The organism is Phycicoccus jejuensis, assembly GCF_000720925.1.
Lineage (GTDB): Bacteria > Actinomycetota > Actinomycetes > Actinomycetales > Dermatophilaceae > Phycicoccus > Phycicoccus jejuensis.
Genome location: NZ_JOEE01000007.1, coordinates 1 through 15023, shown reverse-complemented (window position 1 = coordinate 15023; position 15023 = coordinate 1). Strand labels below are relative to the sequence as shown.

At 75.5% G+C, this 15023-nt stretch carries 14 protein-coding genes; 9 read left to right on the top strand and 5 right to left on the bottom strand.

The window, feature by feature from the left end:
- Positions 1-2: 2 nt before the first annotated feature.
- On the bottom strand, positions 3-1265 hold the full coding sequence (locus IG69_RS0113630; RefSeq protein ID WP_084696831.1) for a glycosyltransferase: 1263 nt from the start codon (positions 1263-1265) through the stop codon (positions 3-5).
- Here IG69_RS0113630 and IG69_RS0113625 point away from each other — a divergent pair.
- Together IG69_RS0113625 and IG69_RS0113620 are read left to right on the top strand one after the other, a co-directional pair.
- Positions 1264-2340 carry a mannose-1-phosphate guanylyltransferase gene (locus IG69_RS0113625; RefSeq protein WP_030528719.1) on the top strand — a complete coding sequence of 359 codons (1077 nt, stop codon included), beginning with the start codon at positions 1264-1266 and terminating at the stop codon, positions 2338-2340. The genes IG69_RS0113630 and IG69_RS0113625 overlap by 2 nt on opposite strands.
- Before the next feature lie 148 nt (positions 2341-2488).
- Positions 2489-4135 carry a hypothetical protein gene (locus IG69_RS0113620; RefSeq protein WP_030528718.1) on the top strand — a complete coding sequence of 549 codons (1647 nt, stop codon included), beginning with the start codon at positions 2489-2491 and terminating at the stop codon, positions 4133-4135.
- Between the two features lie 72 nt (positions 4136-4207).
- Here IG69_RS0113620 and IG69_RS0113615 read toward each other — a convergent pair whose 3' ends face one another.
- Positions 4208-5806, bottom strand: coding sequence for an ABC transporter permease (locus IG69_RS0113615; protein WP_036830160.1), 1599 nt, complete (start codon positions 5804-5806; stop codon positions 4208-4210).
- Positions 5803-6717 (bottom strand): ABC transporter ATP-binding protein, encoded by a 915-nt coding sequence (locus tag IG69_RS0113610; protein ID WP_030528716.1) that lies wholly within the window; start codon positions 6715-6717, stop codon positions 5803-5805. Before IG69_RS0113610 ends, IG69_RS0113615 begins: the two co-directional genes overlap by 4 nt.
- A gap of 54 nt (positions 6718-6771) precedes the next feature.
- Between IG69_RS0113610 and IG69_RS0113605 the strand changes: the two genes are divergently transcribed.
- The 5 genes from IG69_RS0113605 to IG69_RS0113585 all read left to right on the top strand — a co-directional run bounded on the left by IG69_RS0113605 (position 6772) and on the right by IG69_RS0113585 (position 11519).
- A complete protein-coding gene (locus IG69_RS0113605) occupies positions 6772-7275 on the top strand; it encodes a GbsR/MarR family transcriptional regulator (RefSeq protein WP_036830156.1) in 504 nt (167 codons plus the stop codon).
- A 138-nt stretch (positions 7276-7413) separates the two neighbouring features.
- Positions 7414-8631 (top strand): amidohydrolase, encoded by a 1218-nt coding sequence (locus IG69_RS22775; protein ID WP_030528714.1) that lies wholly within the window; start codon positions 7414-7416, stop codon positions 8629-8631.
- Positions 8628-9035 carry a cytidine deaminase gene (locus IG69_RS22770; protein ID WP_030528713.1) on the top strand — a complete coding sequence of 136 codons (408 nt, stop codon included), beginning with the start codon at positions 8628-8630 and terminating at the stop codon, positions 9033-9035. The genes IG69_RS22775 and IG69_RS22770 overlap by 4 nt, the downstream gene beginning before the upstream one ends.
- A gap of 103 nt (positions 9036-9138) precedes the next feature.
- The gene (locus IG69_RS0113590; RefSeq protein WP_030528712.1) at positions 9139-10428 is read left to right on the top strand and encodes a thymidine phosphorylase; all 1290 of its coding nucleotides are present in this window, start codon (positions 9139-9141) and stop codon (positions 10426-10428) included.
- Positions 10428-11519, top strand: coding sequence for an adenosine deaminase (locus IG69_RS0113585; RefSeq protein ID WP_030528711.1), 1092 nt, complete (start codon positions 10428-10430; stop codon positions 11517-11519). The genes IG69_RS0113590 and IG69_RS0113585 overlap by 1 nt, the downstream gene beginning before the upstream one ends.
- A 135-nt stretch (positions 11520-11654) precedes the next feature.
- On the opposite strand, the gene IG69_RS0113580 is transcribed toward IG69_RS0113585, so the two are convergent.
- Positions 11655-12488 carry an RDD family protein gene (locus IG69_RS0113580; protein WP_242525885.1) on the bottom strand — a complete coding sequence of 278 codons (834 nt, stop codon included), beginning with the start codon at positions 12486-12488 and terminating at the stop codon, positions 11655-11657.
- A 52-nt stretch (positions 12489-12540) separates the two neighbouring features.
- Here IG69_RS0113580 and IG69_RS0113575 point away from each other — a divergent pair, with 52 nt between their 5' ends.
- Together IG69_RS0113575 and IG69_RS0113570 are read left to right on the top strand one after the other, a co-directional pair.
- Positions 12541-13536, top strand: a complete 996-nt coding sequence (locus tag IG69_RS0113575) for a stage II sporulation protein M (RefSeq protein ID WP_030528709.1) — start codon at positions 12541-12543, stop codon at positions 13534-13536.
- Between the two features lie 116 nt (positions 13537-13652).
- The gene (locus IG69_RS0113570; RefSeq protein ID WP_051750570.1) at positions 13653-14255 is read left to right on the top strand and encodes a DUF2231 domain-containing protein; all 603 of its coding nucleotides are present in this window, start codon (positions 13653-13655) and stop codon (positions 14253-14255) included.
- 101 nt (positions 14256-14356) lie between these two features.
- Here IG69_RS0113570 and IG69_RS0113565 read toward each other — a convergent pair.
- Positions 14357-15023 (bottom strand): HNH endonuclease signature motif containing protein (locus tag IG69_RS0113565; RefSeq protein WP_245616153.1); only part of this gene is annotated, 667 nt, incomplete at its 5' end.

Below are 15023 nucleotides of genomic sequence, written 5' to 3'. Positions count from 1 at the left end.
GCTCAGGCGGCCCGGCGTCCGCGGCGGCTCCACCGGGCGTCGACCGCCGCCTCGTAGTGGCCGACGAGCTCCGCGGTGACGCCGGCCCAGGTGCGTCCCTCGACCGACGCACGGCCGGCGCGGCCCGTCCGCGCGCGCAGGGCCGGGTCGGCGACGAGCGCGGCCACCGCGGCGGCGAGGGCGCCCGGCCGGTCGGGGTCGACGAGCAGCCCGGTGCGTCCGTGCTCGACGAGGTCGAGCGGCCCGCCCCGCGCCGGCGCGACGACCGGCAGCCCGCTCGCGTGCGCCTCCTGGAGGGTCTGCCCGAACGTCTCGCGGGTCCCCGTGTGGACGAACACGTCGAGCAGCCCGTAGGCGTCGGCCAGGGCCTCGCCGGAGCGCGCGCCGAGCAGGACCGGCGGCCGGTTCGGGCGACCGGGGGTGCTCGCCACCGCCTCGGCGAGCAGCGCGGCCGTGCGGGCGCGGTCCGGGCCGTCGCCGACGAGGACGAGGCGCACGCCCGGCACCCGCGCGACGTCGGCCAGCCGGTCCAGCTCCTTCTCGGGGGCCAGCCGGCCGACGTAGCCGACGACGACCTCCCCGTCGGGGGCCAGCTCGCGCCGGGCGGCCGCGACGGCGTCGCGGCGGCCGGGGTGGAAGAGCCGCGCGTCGACGCCCCGTCCCCACCGGGCCGTCCGGGGCACCCCGTGCGCGGCGAGCTCGGCCATCGTGTGTCGTGACGGCGCGAGCGTCAGGTGGGCGAGGCCGTGGACGCGACGCACCCAGCGCCACGCGGCCTGCGAGGCACCGGGCCCGACCGGGCGGGGCGCGTGCTGCGCCAGGTAGCTCGGCATGTCCGTCTGGTAGACGGCCACGGACGGGATGCCCAGGCGCGCGGTCTCGCGCAGCGCGCGGGCCCCGAGGACGAACGGGGAGGCGACGTGCACGACGTCCGGCCGCAGCTCCTCGAGCACGTCCCGCACGGCGCCGGACGGCAGCCCGGTGGGGAAGGCCCGGACCGACACCGACGGGACGGCGTGCACCGGCACGCCGGCGTGCTCCGCGGGCGCGGGCCGCGGGCAGACGACGGAGACGCGGTGCCCCTGCGCGGCGAGGCACTCGACGACCCGGCAGACCGAGGTGGTCACGCCGTTGAGGGTCGGGAGGAAGGACTCGGTGACGACGACGATGCGCACGACCCCCAGCGTCCCCCCGCCGGGCGACGGGCCGGCGACGGCCGGGTCGGGATCCGGTGACCAGCGGGTGACCGGATACCCTCGGGCCATGCCGGAGATCGAGGGGTTCTGGGCCGTCGTCCCGGCCGGGGGCGCCGGCACCCGGCTGTGGCCGCTGAGCCGCGCCGGCCACCCGAAGTTCCTCCTCGACCTGACCGGAGGCGGCCGCTCGCTGCTCCAGGCGACGCTCGACCGGCTGGCCCCCCTCACCGGCGACCACGCCGTCGTCGTCACCGGCGCCGCGCACGCCGACGCCGTCCGCGCCCAGCTGCCGGAGCTCCCGGCCGGTCGCGTCCTCGCCGAGCCCGCGCCACGTGACTCGATGGCCGCCATCGGCCTCGCCGCCGCCGTCGTCGAGCGCACCGACCCCGACGCCGTCATCGGGTCCTTCGCCGCCGACCACGTCATCCCCGACGCCGACGCCTTCCGGACGGCGGTCCGCGAGGCGGTCGACGTCGCGCGCGACGGGCACCTCGTGACGCTCGGGGTCGAGCCGACGCACCCGGCCACCGGCTTCGGGTACATCCGGGCGGGTGAGCCGCTGGCCGGCTTCCCGACGGCCCTGCACGCCGTCGAGTTCGTCGAGAAGCCGGATGCCGAGCGCGCCCGGGCCTACGTCGACTCCGGCGAGTTCCGTTGGAACGCGGGGATGTTCGTCGTCCGGGCCTCGGTCCTGCTCGACCTGCTCGCGCAGTGGCACCCCGACCTCGCCGCCGGGCTGCGCGAGATCGCGGCCGCACCGAGCCGTCTCGACGACGTGTGGCCCGGCCTGACGCGCATCGCCATCGACCACGCCGTCGCCGAGCCGGCCGCGGCGGCCGGCCGGGTCGTCGTCGTGCCGGCGCCCTTCGGGTGGGACGACGTGGGCGACTTCGCGAGCCTCTCGGCCCTGCTGCCGGCGCCGGACGGCACGGCCGTCCTCGGGGACCGCTCGGACGTCACCGTCCTCGACGGCTCGGGGGTCGTCGTGCCGGGCGGCGCCCGGCGGGTCGCGGTCGTCGGGCTCGACGACGTCGTCGTCGTCGACACCCCGGACGCCCTCCTCGTGACGACCCGGGCCCGGGCCCAGGAGGTCAAGGCGGTCGTCGACGTGCTGCGTGCCGAGGGCCGCACCGACCTGCTCTGAGCGGCGCGTCACCCGTTCGGCGGAGACGCGGCCGAAGTGCTCTCCCCCTGTCGCCCCCCGCCGCTAGGGTGCGCTCCGGTGCGGCCGCGGCGAGCGGTCGCACCGCCGAGCCCGCATCCCCAGGGGATGCCCACCGAGGGGGAGTCCCATGTCGTCGTCCGTCCCGCCGTCCGGCCCGCTGCGCGGCCCCGAGCCGCCCTTCGACCCTCCCGCGTACGGAGCCGTCGAGCCGTCCGATGCCGCCGGCGCCTCCGCCGACAACGTCGTCACCGAGCAGCCCGGCGTGCGCCGCGGCCTCGGGCGCGGGCTCGCGGTCGGCGGCATCGCCGCGCTCGTCGTCGTCGGTGGCGCCGGCGCCTGGGCGTGGACCGCGCTCGGTGGGGGAGGCGAGCGACCCGCCGACGTCCTGCCCGGCACGACGTTCGCGTACGCCGCCGTCGACCTCGACCCCGGCGCGGGCCAGAAGGTCGAGGCCCTCCGCACGCTCTCGAAGTTCCCCGGGCTGTCCTCGAAGGGCGTCTCCCAGAAGTCCGACCTCGGCACGACGCTCACCGACCTCGTCCTCTCCGACGACGAGTGCGCGAACCTCGACCCCGCGCGCGACGTCACCCCGTGGCTCGGGCAGCGCGCGGCCGTCGCCGGCGTCACCGTCGGCGAGGACTCCGTGCCCGTCGGCGTCGTTCAGGTCACCGACGACGAGGCCGCGGGCGCCGGGATGCTCAAGCTCCTCGCGTGTTCCGAGAACCACGACGCGGCGAAGACCGACGGCCTGACCCCGACGTGGATCGTGCGCGACGGCTGGGCCTACGTGGCCCGGGACGCCGACACCGCGACGCGCGTCGCCGACGCCGCCGCGAAGACCACCCTCGCCGGGTCGCGCGACTGGGCCGAGTGGACCGGCGCCGTCGGTGAGCAGGGCCTCGTGACGATCTACCTCGCCCCGAAGCCGGGCAGCCAGATCCGCTCGCTCGTCGGGTCGCTCGACCTCGGCGAGGACCTGTCGGCCCTCGAGTCGGCCACCGCACAGGACGACGAGTTCGTCGGGGGTGCGATGACCCTGCGTTTCGCCGACGGCGGGTTCGAGCTCGAGGGCGTGAGCGGCCTGGACGACGCGACCCGGACGATGCTCGGGTCCGGGGCGGGGACGTCGATGGCCTCGCTGCCCGACGACACGCTCGCGGCGCTCGCCGTGAGCCCCGGCCAGGGGTGGTTCGAGGCGCAGGCCGCCCGGATGTCGGCGCAGTCGGGCGCGGACGTCGAGGAGCTGTACTCCGCCATCGGGGAGGCGACCGGCCTCGAGCTCCCGGGTGACCTCGAGACGCTCTTCGGCACGAGCACCGTGCTCTCGCTCGGCCCGGGCTTCGACCCGGCGGCTCTCGACACCGCCGGTCCCGGCGCCCTGCCGGTGGCGGCCAAGGTCACCGGCGACGCGGCCGGCATCGAGGACGTCCTCGGCCGGCTCGGGTCGCTCGACCCCAGCGTCGGCGAGCTGCTCGCGACGACCCGCGAGGGCGACCGCACCGTCGTCGTCGGCCCGGACGCCGACTACCGGACGAGCGTCGCCACGGGCGGCTCGCTCGGCAGCCAGGCGGCCTTCCGCTCCGTCGTGCCGCACGCCGACACGGCCGTCGCGGCGTTCTACCTCGACGTCGACGGTCGCGACGGCTGGCTCGCCCGGCTCGCTGCCGACGAGCCGGAGGTGGCGAAGAACCTCGAGCCGCTCTCGGCCGTCGGGATGTCGATGTGGCCGGAGGGCGACACCCTGCACACCCGGGTGCGCGTGACGACCGACTGACCTCGTACCGCGGCGACGACGACCTCGCTGCGCGACCCCGTCCGGCATCCCGCCGGGCGGGGTCGCTCGCGCTCAGGCGACGTCGCGCCGACCGTAGGCGAGCGCCCCGGCCGCCGTGAGACCCGCGGCCGCGAGCGTCATCACGGCCGCGGCGAGGACCGCGAAGTCCCCGCCGGGCAGCTGTCCGAGGTGCGCGAAGGGCGAGACGTCGACGAGCCAGCCCGGCAGGTCCATCGTCGGCCCGAGCTCGCCGACGACGAACCCGACGAGGAGGAGGGCCCAGGCCAGCGGCGCGAGGCGGGGGCGGGCGCCGACGAGCAGGCCGGCCACCCCGACGAGGACCCACACCGCGGGGAGCGTGGCGGCGAACGCGCCGAGCGTCGCCCAGAAGCCCGGGGCGCTGCTGCTCGCGAGGGAGCCGACGACACCGACGGTCGCCCCGATGACGAGGAGGAAGAGGGTCGTCGCCAGCACCGCGACGAGGACGTGCGCGCCGTACCAGCGCAGGCGGCTCGTCCCCGTCGGGAGCACCGACTCCCCGAGGCCCGACCGCTCCGAGGCGCCGAGCCGCAGGACGAGGGCGACCCCGGCCGCGGCGACGGCGACGGCGACGAAGCGCGTCTCGCTCGCGAGGTAGATGTCCTCGACGGTGCCGGCGGACCCGCCGAGGGCCTCGAGGAAGCGGGCCATCGCGGGGTTGGAGGTGAGGTCGCCGACCGCCCCGAGCAGCGACCCGAGGACGACGCCACCGACGAGCATCCCGACGACCCAGCCGGTGACCGTCCCGGTCGCGAGGCGGGAGACGAGGGCGAACGGACCCGTGAGGCTGCGGGCAGCCCGGGCCGGGCCGAGCCGGGCCGGGAGCACGCCCGCGCCGAGGTCGCGCCGGCCGAGCACGGCGAGCCCGGTCGCCACCCCCGCGACGAGCACCGCGAGGCCCAGCAGGAGGACCCACGTCCGGTCCGGTCCGTACGGCTCGACCCGTCCGGCCCAGCCGAGCGGGGAGGCCCATCCGAGCGCGTGGACGACGCCGTCGTCGACCGAGTCCGCGGCCGCCCGCAGGACGAAGGCGGCACCGAGCGTGCCGAAGGCCAGCCCGCCGGCCCCGCGCGTCGTCGAGGCCAGCTGGACGGCCGTCGCGGTGACGCCGACCCAGGCGAACCCTGCTGTCGCCCAGGCGACCCCGAAGGCCACCGACCCCGCAGGGTCCATCCCGAGCGAGGCGAGGCCGAGGGACGACAGGCCGCTCGCCGCGACGACACCGAGCAGCGCGACGAGGATCCCCGCCGCGAGCGGCGCCCAGCGCCCCACCGCGCCCGCGCCCACGAGCTCGAGGCGGCCCTCCTCCTCCTCGGTCCGGGTGTGCCGGCGCACGAGGACGACCGCGAGCACCGCGACGAGGACGGCGCCCATCATCACGGTCTTGAAGACGGCGAGCGCGTCGGCGTCCGCGGCGCTGATCGGGCCGTACATGGCGACGACGGCCGGGTTGCCGACGAGGTCGCCGAGGCCCGCGACCGCGGAGGCGTCGTCGGGGAAGAGCTCGAGCGTGGCCTGCGCGGAACCCACGGAGAGCAGGACGAGGCCGAGGACGCTCGCGGGGAGGATCACCCGGTCGCGGCGCAGCGCGAGCCGCAGCAAGCGGCCGAGACCGGCCAGCCGCGTGGTCATGCCGGCACCTCCTCCCGGTGCGCCTCGGTCCGGTAGCGGGCGAGGAAGAGCTCCTCCAGCGTCGGGGGCCGGCAGGTCAGCCCGGTGACCCCGCGCGGCGCGAGCGCGGCGACGAGCGCGTCGAGGTGGTCGGGGTCGACCGTCAGGCGCAGGGTCGAGCCCTCGACGGAGACGTCGTGGGTGCCCGGCCACGCGCCGACCTCCACCGCCGTCGGCACCTCGCGCAGCTCGGCCTGGACGGTCGTGCGGGTCAGGTGGCGCAGCTCGGTGAGGGTGCCGGAGTCGACGACGCGCCCGGCCCGCACGATGCTCACACGCTCGCAGGCGCGCTCGACCTCGCTCAGCACGTGGCTCGACAGCAGGACGGTGCGGCCGCGCTCGCGCAGACCGGCGAGCTCCTCCTGGAAGACCTGCTCCATCAGCGGGTCGAGCCCGGCGGTCGGCTCGTCGAGGACGAGGAGCGGCGCCTCGCTCGCCAGCGCCGCGACGAGGGCGACCTTCTGGCGGTTGCCCTTGCTGTAGGCCTTGCCCTTCTTCGTCTCGTCGAGCTCGAAGGCGTCGACGAGGCGTCGGCGGCGGTCCTCGTCGAGGCCGCCCCGCAGCCGGCCGAGCAGGTCGATGGTCTCGCCGCCGGTCAGCGTCGGCCAGAGCACGACGTCGCCGGGGACGTAGGCGAGGCTGCGGTGCAGCTCGGTGCTGTCGGCCCAGGGGTCACGCCCGAGCACGGTGGCGCGGCCGTCGTCGGCGCGCAGGAGCCCGAGGAGGATGCGCAGCGTCGTGGACTTGCCGGACCCGTTGGGGCCGAGGAAGCCGTGGACCTCGCCCTCGCGCACGGCGAGGTCGAGGCCGTCGAGGGCGGTGGTGTGGCCGAAGGACTTGCGCAGCCCGACGACGTCGATGGCGGTGGTCACGTCGTCCACGCTACTCCGGTTTCACAATGTTGTGAATGTTGTAATGTGCGCCGCATGGCGACCTCCCACCCCACGAGCCCCGGGCACGACCTCCCGGACGCCGCGGTCGTCGAGCAGGTCGGTGGGACCCTCGCGTCGCTGGGGATGCAGCTCCAGCCGGCACGGGTCTTCGCGGCGCTGCTCGTGACCGAGGACGGCCGGCTCACCTCCGCCGAGCTGGTCGAGCTGCTGGGCCTCAGCCCCGCGGCGGTGTCCGGCGCCGTCCGCTTCCTCACCTCGGTCCGGATGGTCCGGCGCGAGCGCGAGCGCGGGAGCCGTCGGGACGTCTACGTCGTCCAGGACGACGCGTGGCACGACGTCATGGTCCAGAAGGAGAGCCTCTACGGGCCGCTCGTCGTCGCGCTGACCGCGGCCCGGGATGCCGTCGGCGGAGGAACCCGCGCGGGGGAGCGGATGCAGCTCTCGGTCGAGTTCCTCGAGTTCGTCATGGCCGAGATGGAGCAGATGGCCTCCCGCTGGGACGAGTACAAGGCACGCCGGACGACGCCTCCGGTCTGAGGGGTGGGTGGCGCCGCCGGCGCCGTCGTGCTCGTCCTCGAACGGGACGCCGTCGCGTCCCGCGGGTCGGGACCGGCGTGACGGTTCGGCGGGTTCGGTCCGGGCGGCGAGGTCCGCGGCGGTACAGTCGGTCCTCTGATGAACGACGATGCCCTCCTCGCCGCCCTCGGCGAACGCATCACCTCGCTTGCACCCGAGCTCATCGAGATCCGGCGCGACCTCCACGCCCACCCCGAGCTGTCCCGCGAGGAGACGCGCACGACCCAGTCCGTGGCGCGACGGCTCGACGCCGCCGGCGTCGCCGTCCGGCTGCTCCCCGGCACCGGCGTCCTCGCCGACCTCGGCGCGGCCGAGCCCGTGCACCGCATCGCGCTGCGCGCCGACATGGACGCCCTGCCCGTCCGCGAACGCTCCGGCCTCGAGTTCGGCTCGCGCACCGAGGGCGTGTGCCACGCCTGCGGCCACGACGTGCACACCGCCGCTCTCGTCGGCGCCGTGCTCGCCCTGCACGAGGTCGAGGACGCGCTCGCCGACCGCGGGATCGCCGTCCGCGCCGTCTTCCAGGCCGCCGAGGAGGTCATGCCCGGCGGCGCGCTCGACGCCATCACGGCCGGCGCCCTCGAATGTGTCGACTCCGTCTTCGCCGTCCACTGCGACCCGAGCATCGACGTCGGCCAGGTCGGGCTGCGCGAGGGGGCGCTCACCGCGGCCGCGGACCAGGTGCACATCACGCTGCACGGTCGGGGCGGCCACACCTCGCGCCCGCAGCTGACCGAGGACCTCGTCTTCGCGCTGGCCAAGGTCATCACCGACGTGCCGGCCGTCCTCGGCCGCCGCCTCGACCCGCGCACCGGCGCGGCCCTCGTGTGGGGCAGCGTCCAGGCCGGCCGGGTCGCCAACGTCATCCCGTCCTCCGGCGAGTGCCGCGGCACGCTGCGGATGCTCGACGCCGAGTCGTGGCACACCGTCGGGCCGCTGCTCGAGGAGATCGTCCACGGCGTCGTCCAGCCGTACGGCGTGCAGGCCAAGGTCGAGCGGGTCAAGGGGGTGCCCCCGGTCGTCAACACGGCCGACGGCATCTCGGCCCTGCGCCGCGGCGCGCTCGCCGGCCGGCTCACGCCGGTCCCCACCGCCCAGTCGCTGGGCGGCGAGGACTTCGCCTGGTACCTCGACCACTGCCCCGGCGCGATGGCGCGCCTCGGCACCCGCACCCCGGGCGGGCCGACCTACGACCTGCACCAGGGCGACCTCGTCGTCGACGAGCGGGCGATCGCCCTCGGCGCGCGGCTGCTCGCGACCGCCGCGGTCGTCCGCGGGCTCGACGCGCGCCGCCAGGCCCCGAAGGAGGAGTCGTGACCGCTGCCGACGTGGACTGGGAGGCGCTGCGCGTCGAGGCCGTCCGCATGACGACCCTGGCGTACTGCCCGTACAGCGAGTTCCCCGTCGGGGTCGCCGGGTGGGTCGACGACGGCCGGATGGTGTCCGGCTGCAACGTCGAGAACGCCGGCTACGGCGTCACGCTCTGCGCCGAGTGCGGCATGGTGTCGACGCTGCACGCGACCGGTGGCGGCAGGCTGACCGCCGTCTGGTGCGTCGACGGCCGCGGCGAGACCCTCATGCCGTGCGGGCGGTGCCGACAGCTGCTGTGGGAGAACGGAACTGCGGACACGCTCCTGCAGACGCCGGAGGGCGTCCTGACGATGCGCGAGGTGCTGCCGCAGGCCTTCGGCCCGGACGACCTGGCGACCCGAGGCCCCTGACCGTCGACCGTCCGCGGGACGGCAGATCTCGACGACGTGGTGGTCCCGCGGTGGTGGTCCGGGGGCGTTCAGGAGTGCCGTGCGCGCCTGCCATGATGGGCGGATGACCGAAGCCTTCGACGCCGTCGACGTCATCGTCCACAAGCGCGACCGCCGCGAGCTCTCCGACGCGGAGATCCGCTGGGTCGTCGACGCCTACACCCGCGGGGTCGTCGCCGAGGAGCAGATGAGCTCGCTCGCGATGGCCATCCTCCTCAACGGGATGACCCGCCGCGAGATCTCCACCTGGACCACCGCGATGATCGCCATCGGCGAGCGGATGGACTTCTCGTCCCTCTCGCGCCCGACCGCCGACAAGCACTCCACCGGTGGGGTCGGCGACAAGATCACCCTCCCGCTCGCGCCGCTCGTCGCGGTCTTCGACGTCGCGGTGCCGCAGCTGTCCGGGCGCGGCCTCGGCCACACCGGCGGGACGCTCGACAAGCTCGAGTCGGTCGCCGGCTGGCAGGCGGGCCTGACGAACGAGGCGATGATGCGTCAGCTCGACGACGTCGGCGCCGTCATCTGCGCCGCCGGCTCGGGCCTGGCACCGGCCGACAAGAAGCTCTACGCACTGCGCGACGTCACCGGGACGGTCGAGGCGATCCCGCTCATCGCCTCCTCGATCATGAGCAAGAAGATCGCCGAGGGCACGGGCGCGCTCGTCCTCGACGTCAAGGTCGGCTCGGGGGCGTTCATGAAGACCCGCGAGAACGCGACCGAGCTCGCCCGGACGATGGTCGACCTCGGCACCGACGCGGGCGTCACGACGGTCGCGCTGCTCACGGACATGTCGACCCCGCTCGGCCTCACCGCCGGCAACGCGCTCGAGGTCCGTGAGTCGGTGGAGGTGCTCGCCGGAGGCGGGCCCGAGGACGTCGTCGAGCTGACCGTCCGCCTGGCCGAGGAGATGCTCGAGGCCGCCGGTCGCGGCGGCCAGGACGTCCGTGCGGCGCTGTCCGACGGGCGCGCGATGGACGTCTGGCGCCGGATGATCGCCGCCCAGGGTGGAGACCCCGACGCCGCGCTCCCGACCGCCGCGCACACCCACGAGGTGAAGGCCACCGCGTCGGGCACGCTGACCCGCCTCGACGCCTACGCCGTCGGTGTCGCGGCCTGGCGCCTCGGCGCCGGCCGCGCGCGCAAGGAGGACCCGGTGCAGGCCGGCGCCGGCGTCGAGATCCACGCCAAGCCCGGCGACACCGTCCGCGAGGGCGACGTGCTGCTCACGCTGCACACCGACACCCCGGAGCGGTTCGCCCGCGCCGAGGAGGCGCTCGAGGGCGGCATCGACGTCGTCGACGGTGGCACCGCGCAGACCCCCGACTCCGTCGTCATCGACCGGATCGCCTGATGGCCACCGCCGCCCCGACCGCGGAGGTCGTCCGCCGCGCCCCGAAGGCCCTCCTGCACGACCACCTCGACGGTGGCCTGCGCCCCTCGACCGTGGTCGACCTCGCCGCGGCCTCCGGCTACGACGGGCTGCCGACGACCGACCCCGAGGAGCTCGGCGGCTGGTTCCGCGACGCCGCCGACTCGGGCTCGCTCGAGCGCTACCTCGAGACGTTCTCGCACACCGTCGCCGTGATGCAGACGCGTGAGCAGCTGACCCGCGTCGCCCGCGAGTGCGCGCTCGACCTCGCCGCCGACGGCGTGGTCTACGCCGAGTCGCGCTTCGCGCCCGAGCTGCACATCGAGGGCGGGCTCTCGCTCGAGGAGGTCGTGCAGGCGGTGCTCGCCGGCTTCCGCGAGGGCGAGGCGGAGGCCGCGGCCGCCGGCACCCCCATCCGGATGGTCGCGCTGCTGACGGCGATGCGGCACGCCGCGCGCTCCCGCGAGATCGCCGAGCTGGCCGTCGCCCACCGCGACCACGGCGTCGGCGGGTTCGACATCGCCGGGGCCGAGGCCGGGTTCCCTCCCACCCGGCACCTCGACGCGTTCGAGTACCTGCGCCGCGAGAACGCGCACTTCACGATCCACGCGGGCGAGGCCTTCGGGCTGCCGTCGATCTGGGAGGCGATCCAGTGGTGCGGCGCCGACCGGCTCGGGCACGGCGTGCGCATCGTCGACGACGTCGAGGTCCTCGACGGAGGCGCGGTCTCGCTCGGCCGGCTCGCCGCGTACGTCCGCGACCGGCGCATCCCGCTCGAGATGTGCCCGTCCTCGAACCTGCAGACGGGGGCGGCGGAGTCGATCGCCGCGCACCCGATCACGCTGCTCAAGGGTCTGCGCTTCCGGGTGACGGTGAACACCGACAACCGGCTGATGAGCGGCACGTCGATGTCGCGCGAGATGCAGCTGCTCGTCGACGAGGCCGGGTGGACCCTCGAGGACCTGCGCTGGGTGACCATCAACGCGCTCAAGTCCTCGTTCCTGCCGTTCGACGAGCGGCTCGAGCTCATCGAGCACGTCGTCAAGCCGGGGTACGCCGCCCTCGGCGCCTGACGCCCCTCCACTGGTTGCGAGTTCCGCCGCTCGACACGCCCCACGCCGGCGCGTCGGGCGGCGGAACTCGCAAGAAGTCGGAGCTCGGGCGATCGGAGGCAGGCCCGGCGACTGGTGACGAGACCCGCGCCGGGGTCAGGCGAGGGGGTCGGCGCCGACGACGCGGCGCCGCAAGGCGTCCTCGCGGGCCAGGCGCTCGGTGTCGCGCCGGCGGCGCTCGGCGATGACCGCGGAGAGCACGTACTCGGGGTGGAAGCCGGCCGGCGGGGCGGGCGCGACGAAGCGCAGCACGTCGGTGAGCAGCTCGCGGGCCATCGGCTCGCGCGAGGCCGGGGTCAGGCTGCCCGAGCGGGCGAGGAACTGGCGCACGGCGACCGTCAGCCCGGCCGGGAGCGCCGCGACGTCGGCGGCGCCGGCCCAGGCGGCGAGCGGCGGCGGCATCACGGGCGGCGGCAGCAGGCGCATCCGGCTGCGCTGGGTCACGACGTAGGTGCCGGCGGCGTAGTCGCCGAGCCGCTTGCTGCGGGCGCTGACCACCGACGACACGAGCGCGGGGACGCCGAGGAACGGCGGGGTCCACAGCTCGACGACCCCGACGAGCGCGCGGGTCAGGGCGTGGCGGACGGTGATGGGCCCGCCGTCGTCGCGCACGGTGCGCAGGCCGAGCGCCAGCTTGCCGAGCGTGCGTCCGCGGGTGAGGGTCTCCATCGCCGTCGGGAAGCCGACGAGCACGGCGACGGTGGCGACGAGCCCGAGGGCGGTGGCGACCGCGGTGCTCGCGTTGGCGACGAGCCAGCCGACGCCGAAGCCGATCGCGATGAGCAGCACGACCGTCACGACGACGTCGATGAGCCCGCTGGCGGCCCGGACGAGGGTGCCGGCGACGGGCAGCTCGACGGCGACGCCCTCGCCCGTCACGACGTCCTCGCTCGCGTACGCGCGGTAGCCCGTCTGCTCGCTGCTGCTCACGGGCACAGGCTAACCGGGTGGGCCGACGCGCGCGGTCGCCTAGGCTGAGCCCGTGGACCTCGACGCCTATGTGGCCGCCCACCAGGCGCAGTGGAACCGGCTCGAGACGCTCGTGGGGCAGCGTCGGCACACCGGCGCGGAGGCCGACGAGCTGCTCGACCTCTACCAGCGCGTCTCGACACACCTCTCGGTCGTCCGCTCGGCGAGCCCGGACCCCTCGCTCGTCGCCCACCTCTCCTCCCTCGTCGCGCGGGCGCGGTTCGCGACGTCGAGCCGCCGCGGGACCTGGTGGCGCACGCCGATCACGTTCTTCACGACGACGTTCCCCGCCGCGCTCTACCGGCTGCGGTGGTGGTGGGTGACGACCGCGCTCGTCAACGTCGGGATCGCCTTCCTCGTCGGGTGGTACGCCTACCGCCACCCGCAGGTGTGGACCCGGACGATGACGCCCGAGGAGATCTCGCAGTTCGTCGACACCGACTTCGAGAACTACTACAGCGAGTACGCCCACCTGGACTTCACCGGGCTCGTCTGGACGAACAACGCCTGGGTGTCGGCGCTGGTCATCGCGCTCGGCGTCCTCGGGCTCCCGGTCATCTACATCCTCGCGAACAACGTGCTCAACGTCGGCATCTCCGGGGCGCTCATGGCCTACAACGAGCGCACCGCGCTGTTCTTCGGGCTGATCCTGCCGCACGGGCTGCTCGAGCTGACGGCCGTCTTCGTCGCCGGCGCCGTCGGGCTGCGGATCTTCTGGTCGTGGGTCAGTCCCGGCGGGCTGCCCCGAGGGCGGTCACTGGCGCGGGAGGCACGCACCGGGACGGGGGTCGCGCTCGGGCTCGTCGCGGTGCTCTTCGTCAGTGGCGTCATCGAGGGGTTCGTGACGCCGTCGGGCCTGCCGACGTGGGCGCGGATCGCCATCGGCCTGCTCGCCGAGACGGCGTTCGTCCTCTACGTGTTCGTGGTCGGACGCGCCGCTGCCGCGCGGGGTGCCTCGGGCGACGTCGCCTCGCGCGACCTCGGCGACTCGGTGCGAGTCGCCGCGTGACGCGCGATGCAGCGCCCGCTGCCGCCCGCGGCGGGGGGCGTTGACGGGGGATGCGGTTGTGGGGAGCATCGAGCGGGTAGGCGACCCACGCGTCGTCACCGTCGAGAGGGGACCCCATGAGCTCGGTCGAGAAACTGCCGCCGCAGGTGTCGGCGATGCTGCGCCTGGAGGAGGCCGAGAGCCTGGACCGCGCGGTGGCCGCGGTCGCGCCGGTCGTCGGGGCGGCCTTCGCCACCGGCCGGCGCGGGCGGCTGCTGCGGGGTGAGTGGCTCGGCCACGCGCTGCACCCCCTGCTCACCGACGTCGTCATCGGCACGTGGACGTCGGCCTCCGTGCTCGACGCCATCGGCGGGGACGACACCCGTGGGGCGGCGCGCACCCTCGTCGGGGTCGGTCTTGTCTCGGTCGGCCCGACGGCATGGACCGGCTGGGCCGAGTGGTCTGGCTCCGGACCGCGCGAGCAGCGGGTCGGGCTGGTGCACGCGGTGACCAACGGCGTCGCGATCGGGCTGTACGGCGCCTCCTACCTCTCCCGGCGGCGCGGGCGGCACACGCAGGGAGCGCTGCTCGCGTTCGCCGGAGCGGCCGCCATGGGGGCCGCGGCCTACCTCGGCGGGCACCTGTCGACCGCGCGCGATGTCGGCACGAGGCACCCTGCCTTCTCCGCCACCGACGGCGCAGGAGCGACAGGCGGGAGCCCCGACCCCACCGGTCACTGACCGCCCACGCCTCGGCATCGTGGGGCACTGGCTCCCGCGGTTGACGGGACCGCAGGGCCGGCAACCCGACCGGGGTCGCTCCTCCGGCGACGGTCGGCTCGTCAGGCGGCGGGGCTGGCGCGGTCATCGGGTGGGTGGCGGAGGGCGTGGACGGCGCGGTCGTAGGAGCCGGGGGTGAGGTCCCAGGTGACGTGGTGGCCGTGCTGGTCGGGGTGTGCTCGGACGGTGGCCCAGAAGCGTCGGTGGTGGACGTGGGTGTGGTGGCGGGGGCAGAGGAGGGCGGCGTTGGTGACGTCGGTGGGTCCGCCGTCGGCCCAGTGGTGGACGTGGTGGGCGCGGGTCCAGGCGGCGGGGGCGGTGCAGCCGGGGTAGGTGCAGCCGCGGTCGCGCAGGAGGAGGTGTCGGCGTTGGCCGCGGGTGTAGAGGCGCAGGATGCGGGTGAGGGTGAGGGGTTCGCCGCGAGCGCCCAGCAGGTGGATCAGGAGGCCGGCGTCGCAGCCGAGGCGGCGGACGGTCTCGGATGTCAGGAGGGTGCCGTCGGCGGCGGTGGCCAGCACGGTCCCGGCGCCGCGCGCGGTCGACGGCCCTTTGACAGGCGCCGTCGCGGAGGAGCGGACGCCGCCGGTGAGGTTCACGAGGAGCTCGCGTGGGTCCGGGGTCGTCCCGCTCGTGAGGTCGGTCAGGGGGATGGTGAGGTGGAGGGTGGTGTCGGGGCCGCGGTCGGTGTCGTGGGTGCCGGTGTGCAGGGTGGTGGCGGTGGCACACACG

What these genes read in the sequence shown, in the direction of transcription:
- IG69_RS0113630 (WP_084696831.1), bottom strand. Translation starts at nt 1,265, where the DNA reads ATGGCCCGAGGGTATCCGGTCACCCGCTGGTCACCGGATCCCGACCCG.
- IG69_RS0113570 (WP_051750570.1), top strand. Translation starts at nt 13,653, where the DNA reads ATGAGCTCGGTCGAGAAACTGCCGCCGCAGGTGTCGGCGATGCTGCGC.
- IG69_RS0113620 (WP_030528718.1), top strand. Translation starts at nt 2,489, where the DNA reads ATGTCGTCGTCCGTCCCGCCGTCCGGCCCGCTGCGCGGCCCCGAGCCG.
- IG69_RS22775 (WP_030528714.1), top strand. Translation starts at nt 7,414, where the DNA reads ATGAACGACGATGCCCTCCTCGCCGCCCTCGGCGAACGCATCACCTCG.
- IG69_RS0113585 (WP_030528711.1), top strand. Translation starts at nt 10,428, where the DNA reads ATGGCCACCGCCGCCCCGACCGCGGAGGTCGTCCGCCGCGCCCCGAAG.
- IG69_RS0113605 (WP_036830156.1), top strand. Translation starts at nt 6,772, where the DNA reads ATGGCGACCTCCCACCCCACGAGCCCCGGGCACGACCTCCCGGACGCC.
- IG69_RS0113615 (WP_036830160.1), bottom strand. Translation starts at nt 5,806, where the DNA reads ATGACCACGCGGCTGGCCGGTCTCGGCCGCTTGCTGCGGCTCGCGCTG.
- IG69_RS0113590 (WP_030528712.1), top strand. Translation starts at nt 9,139, where the DNA reads ATGACCGAAGCCTTCGACGCCGTCGACGTCATCGTCCACAAGCGCGAC.
- IG69_RS0113625 (WP_030528719.1), top strand. Translation starts at nt 1,264, where the DNA reads ATGCCGGAGATCGAGGGGTTCTGGGCCGTCGTCCCGGCCGGGGGCGCC.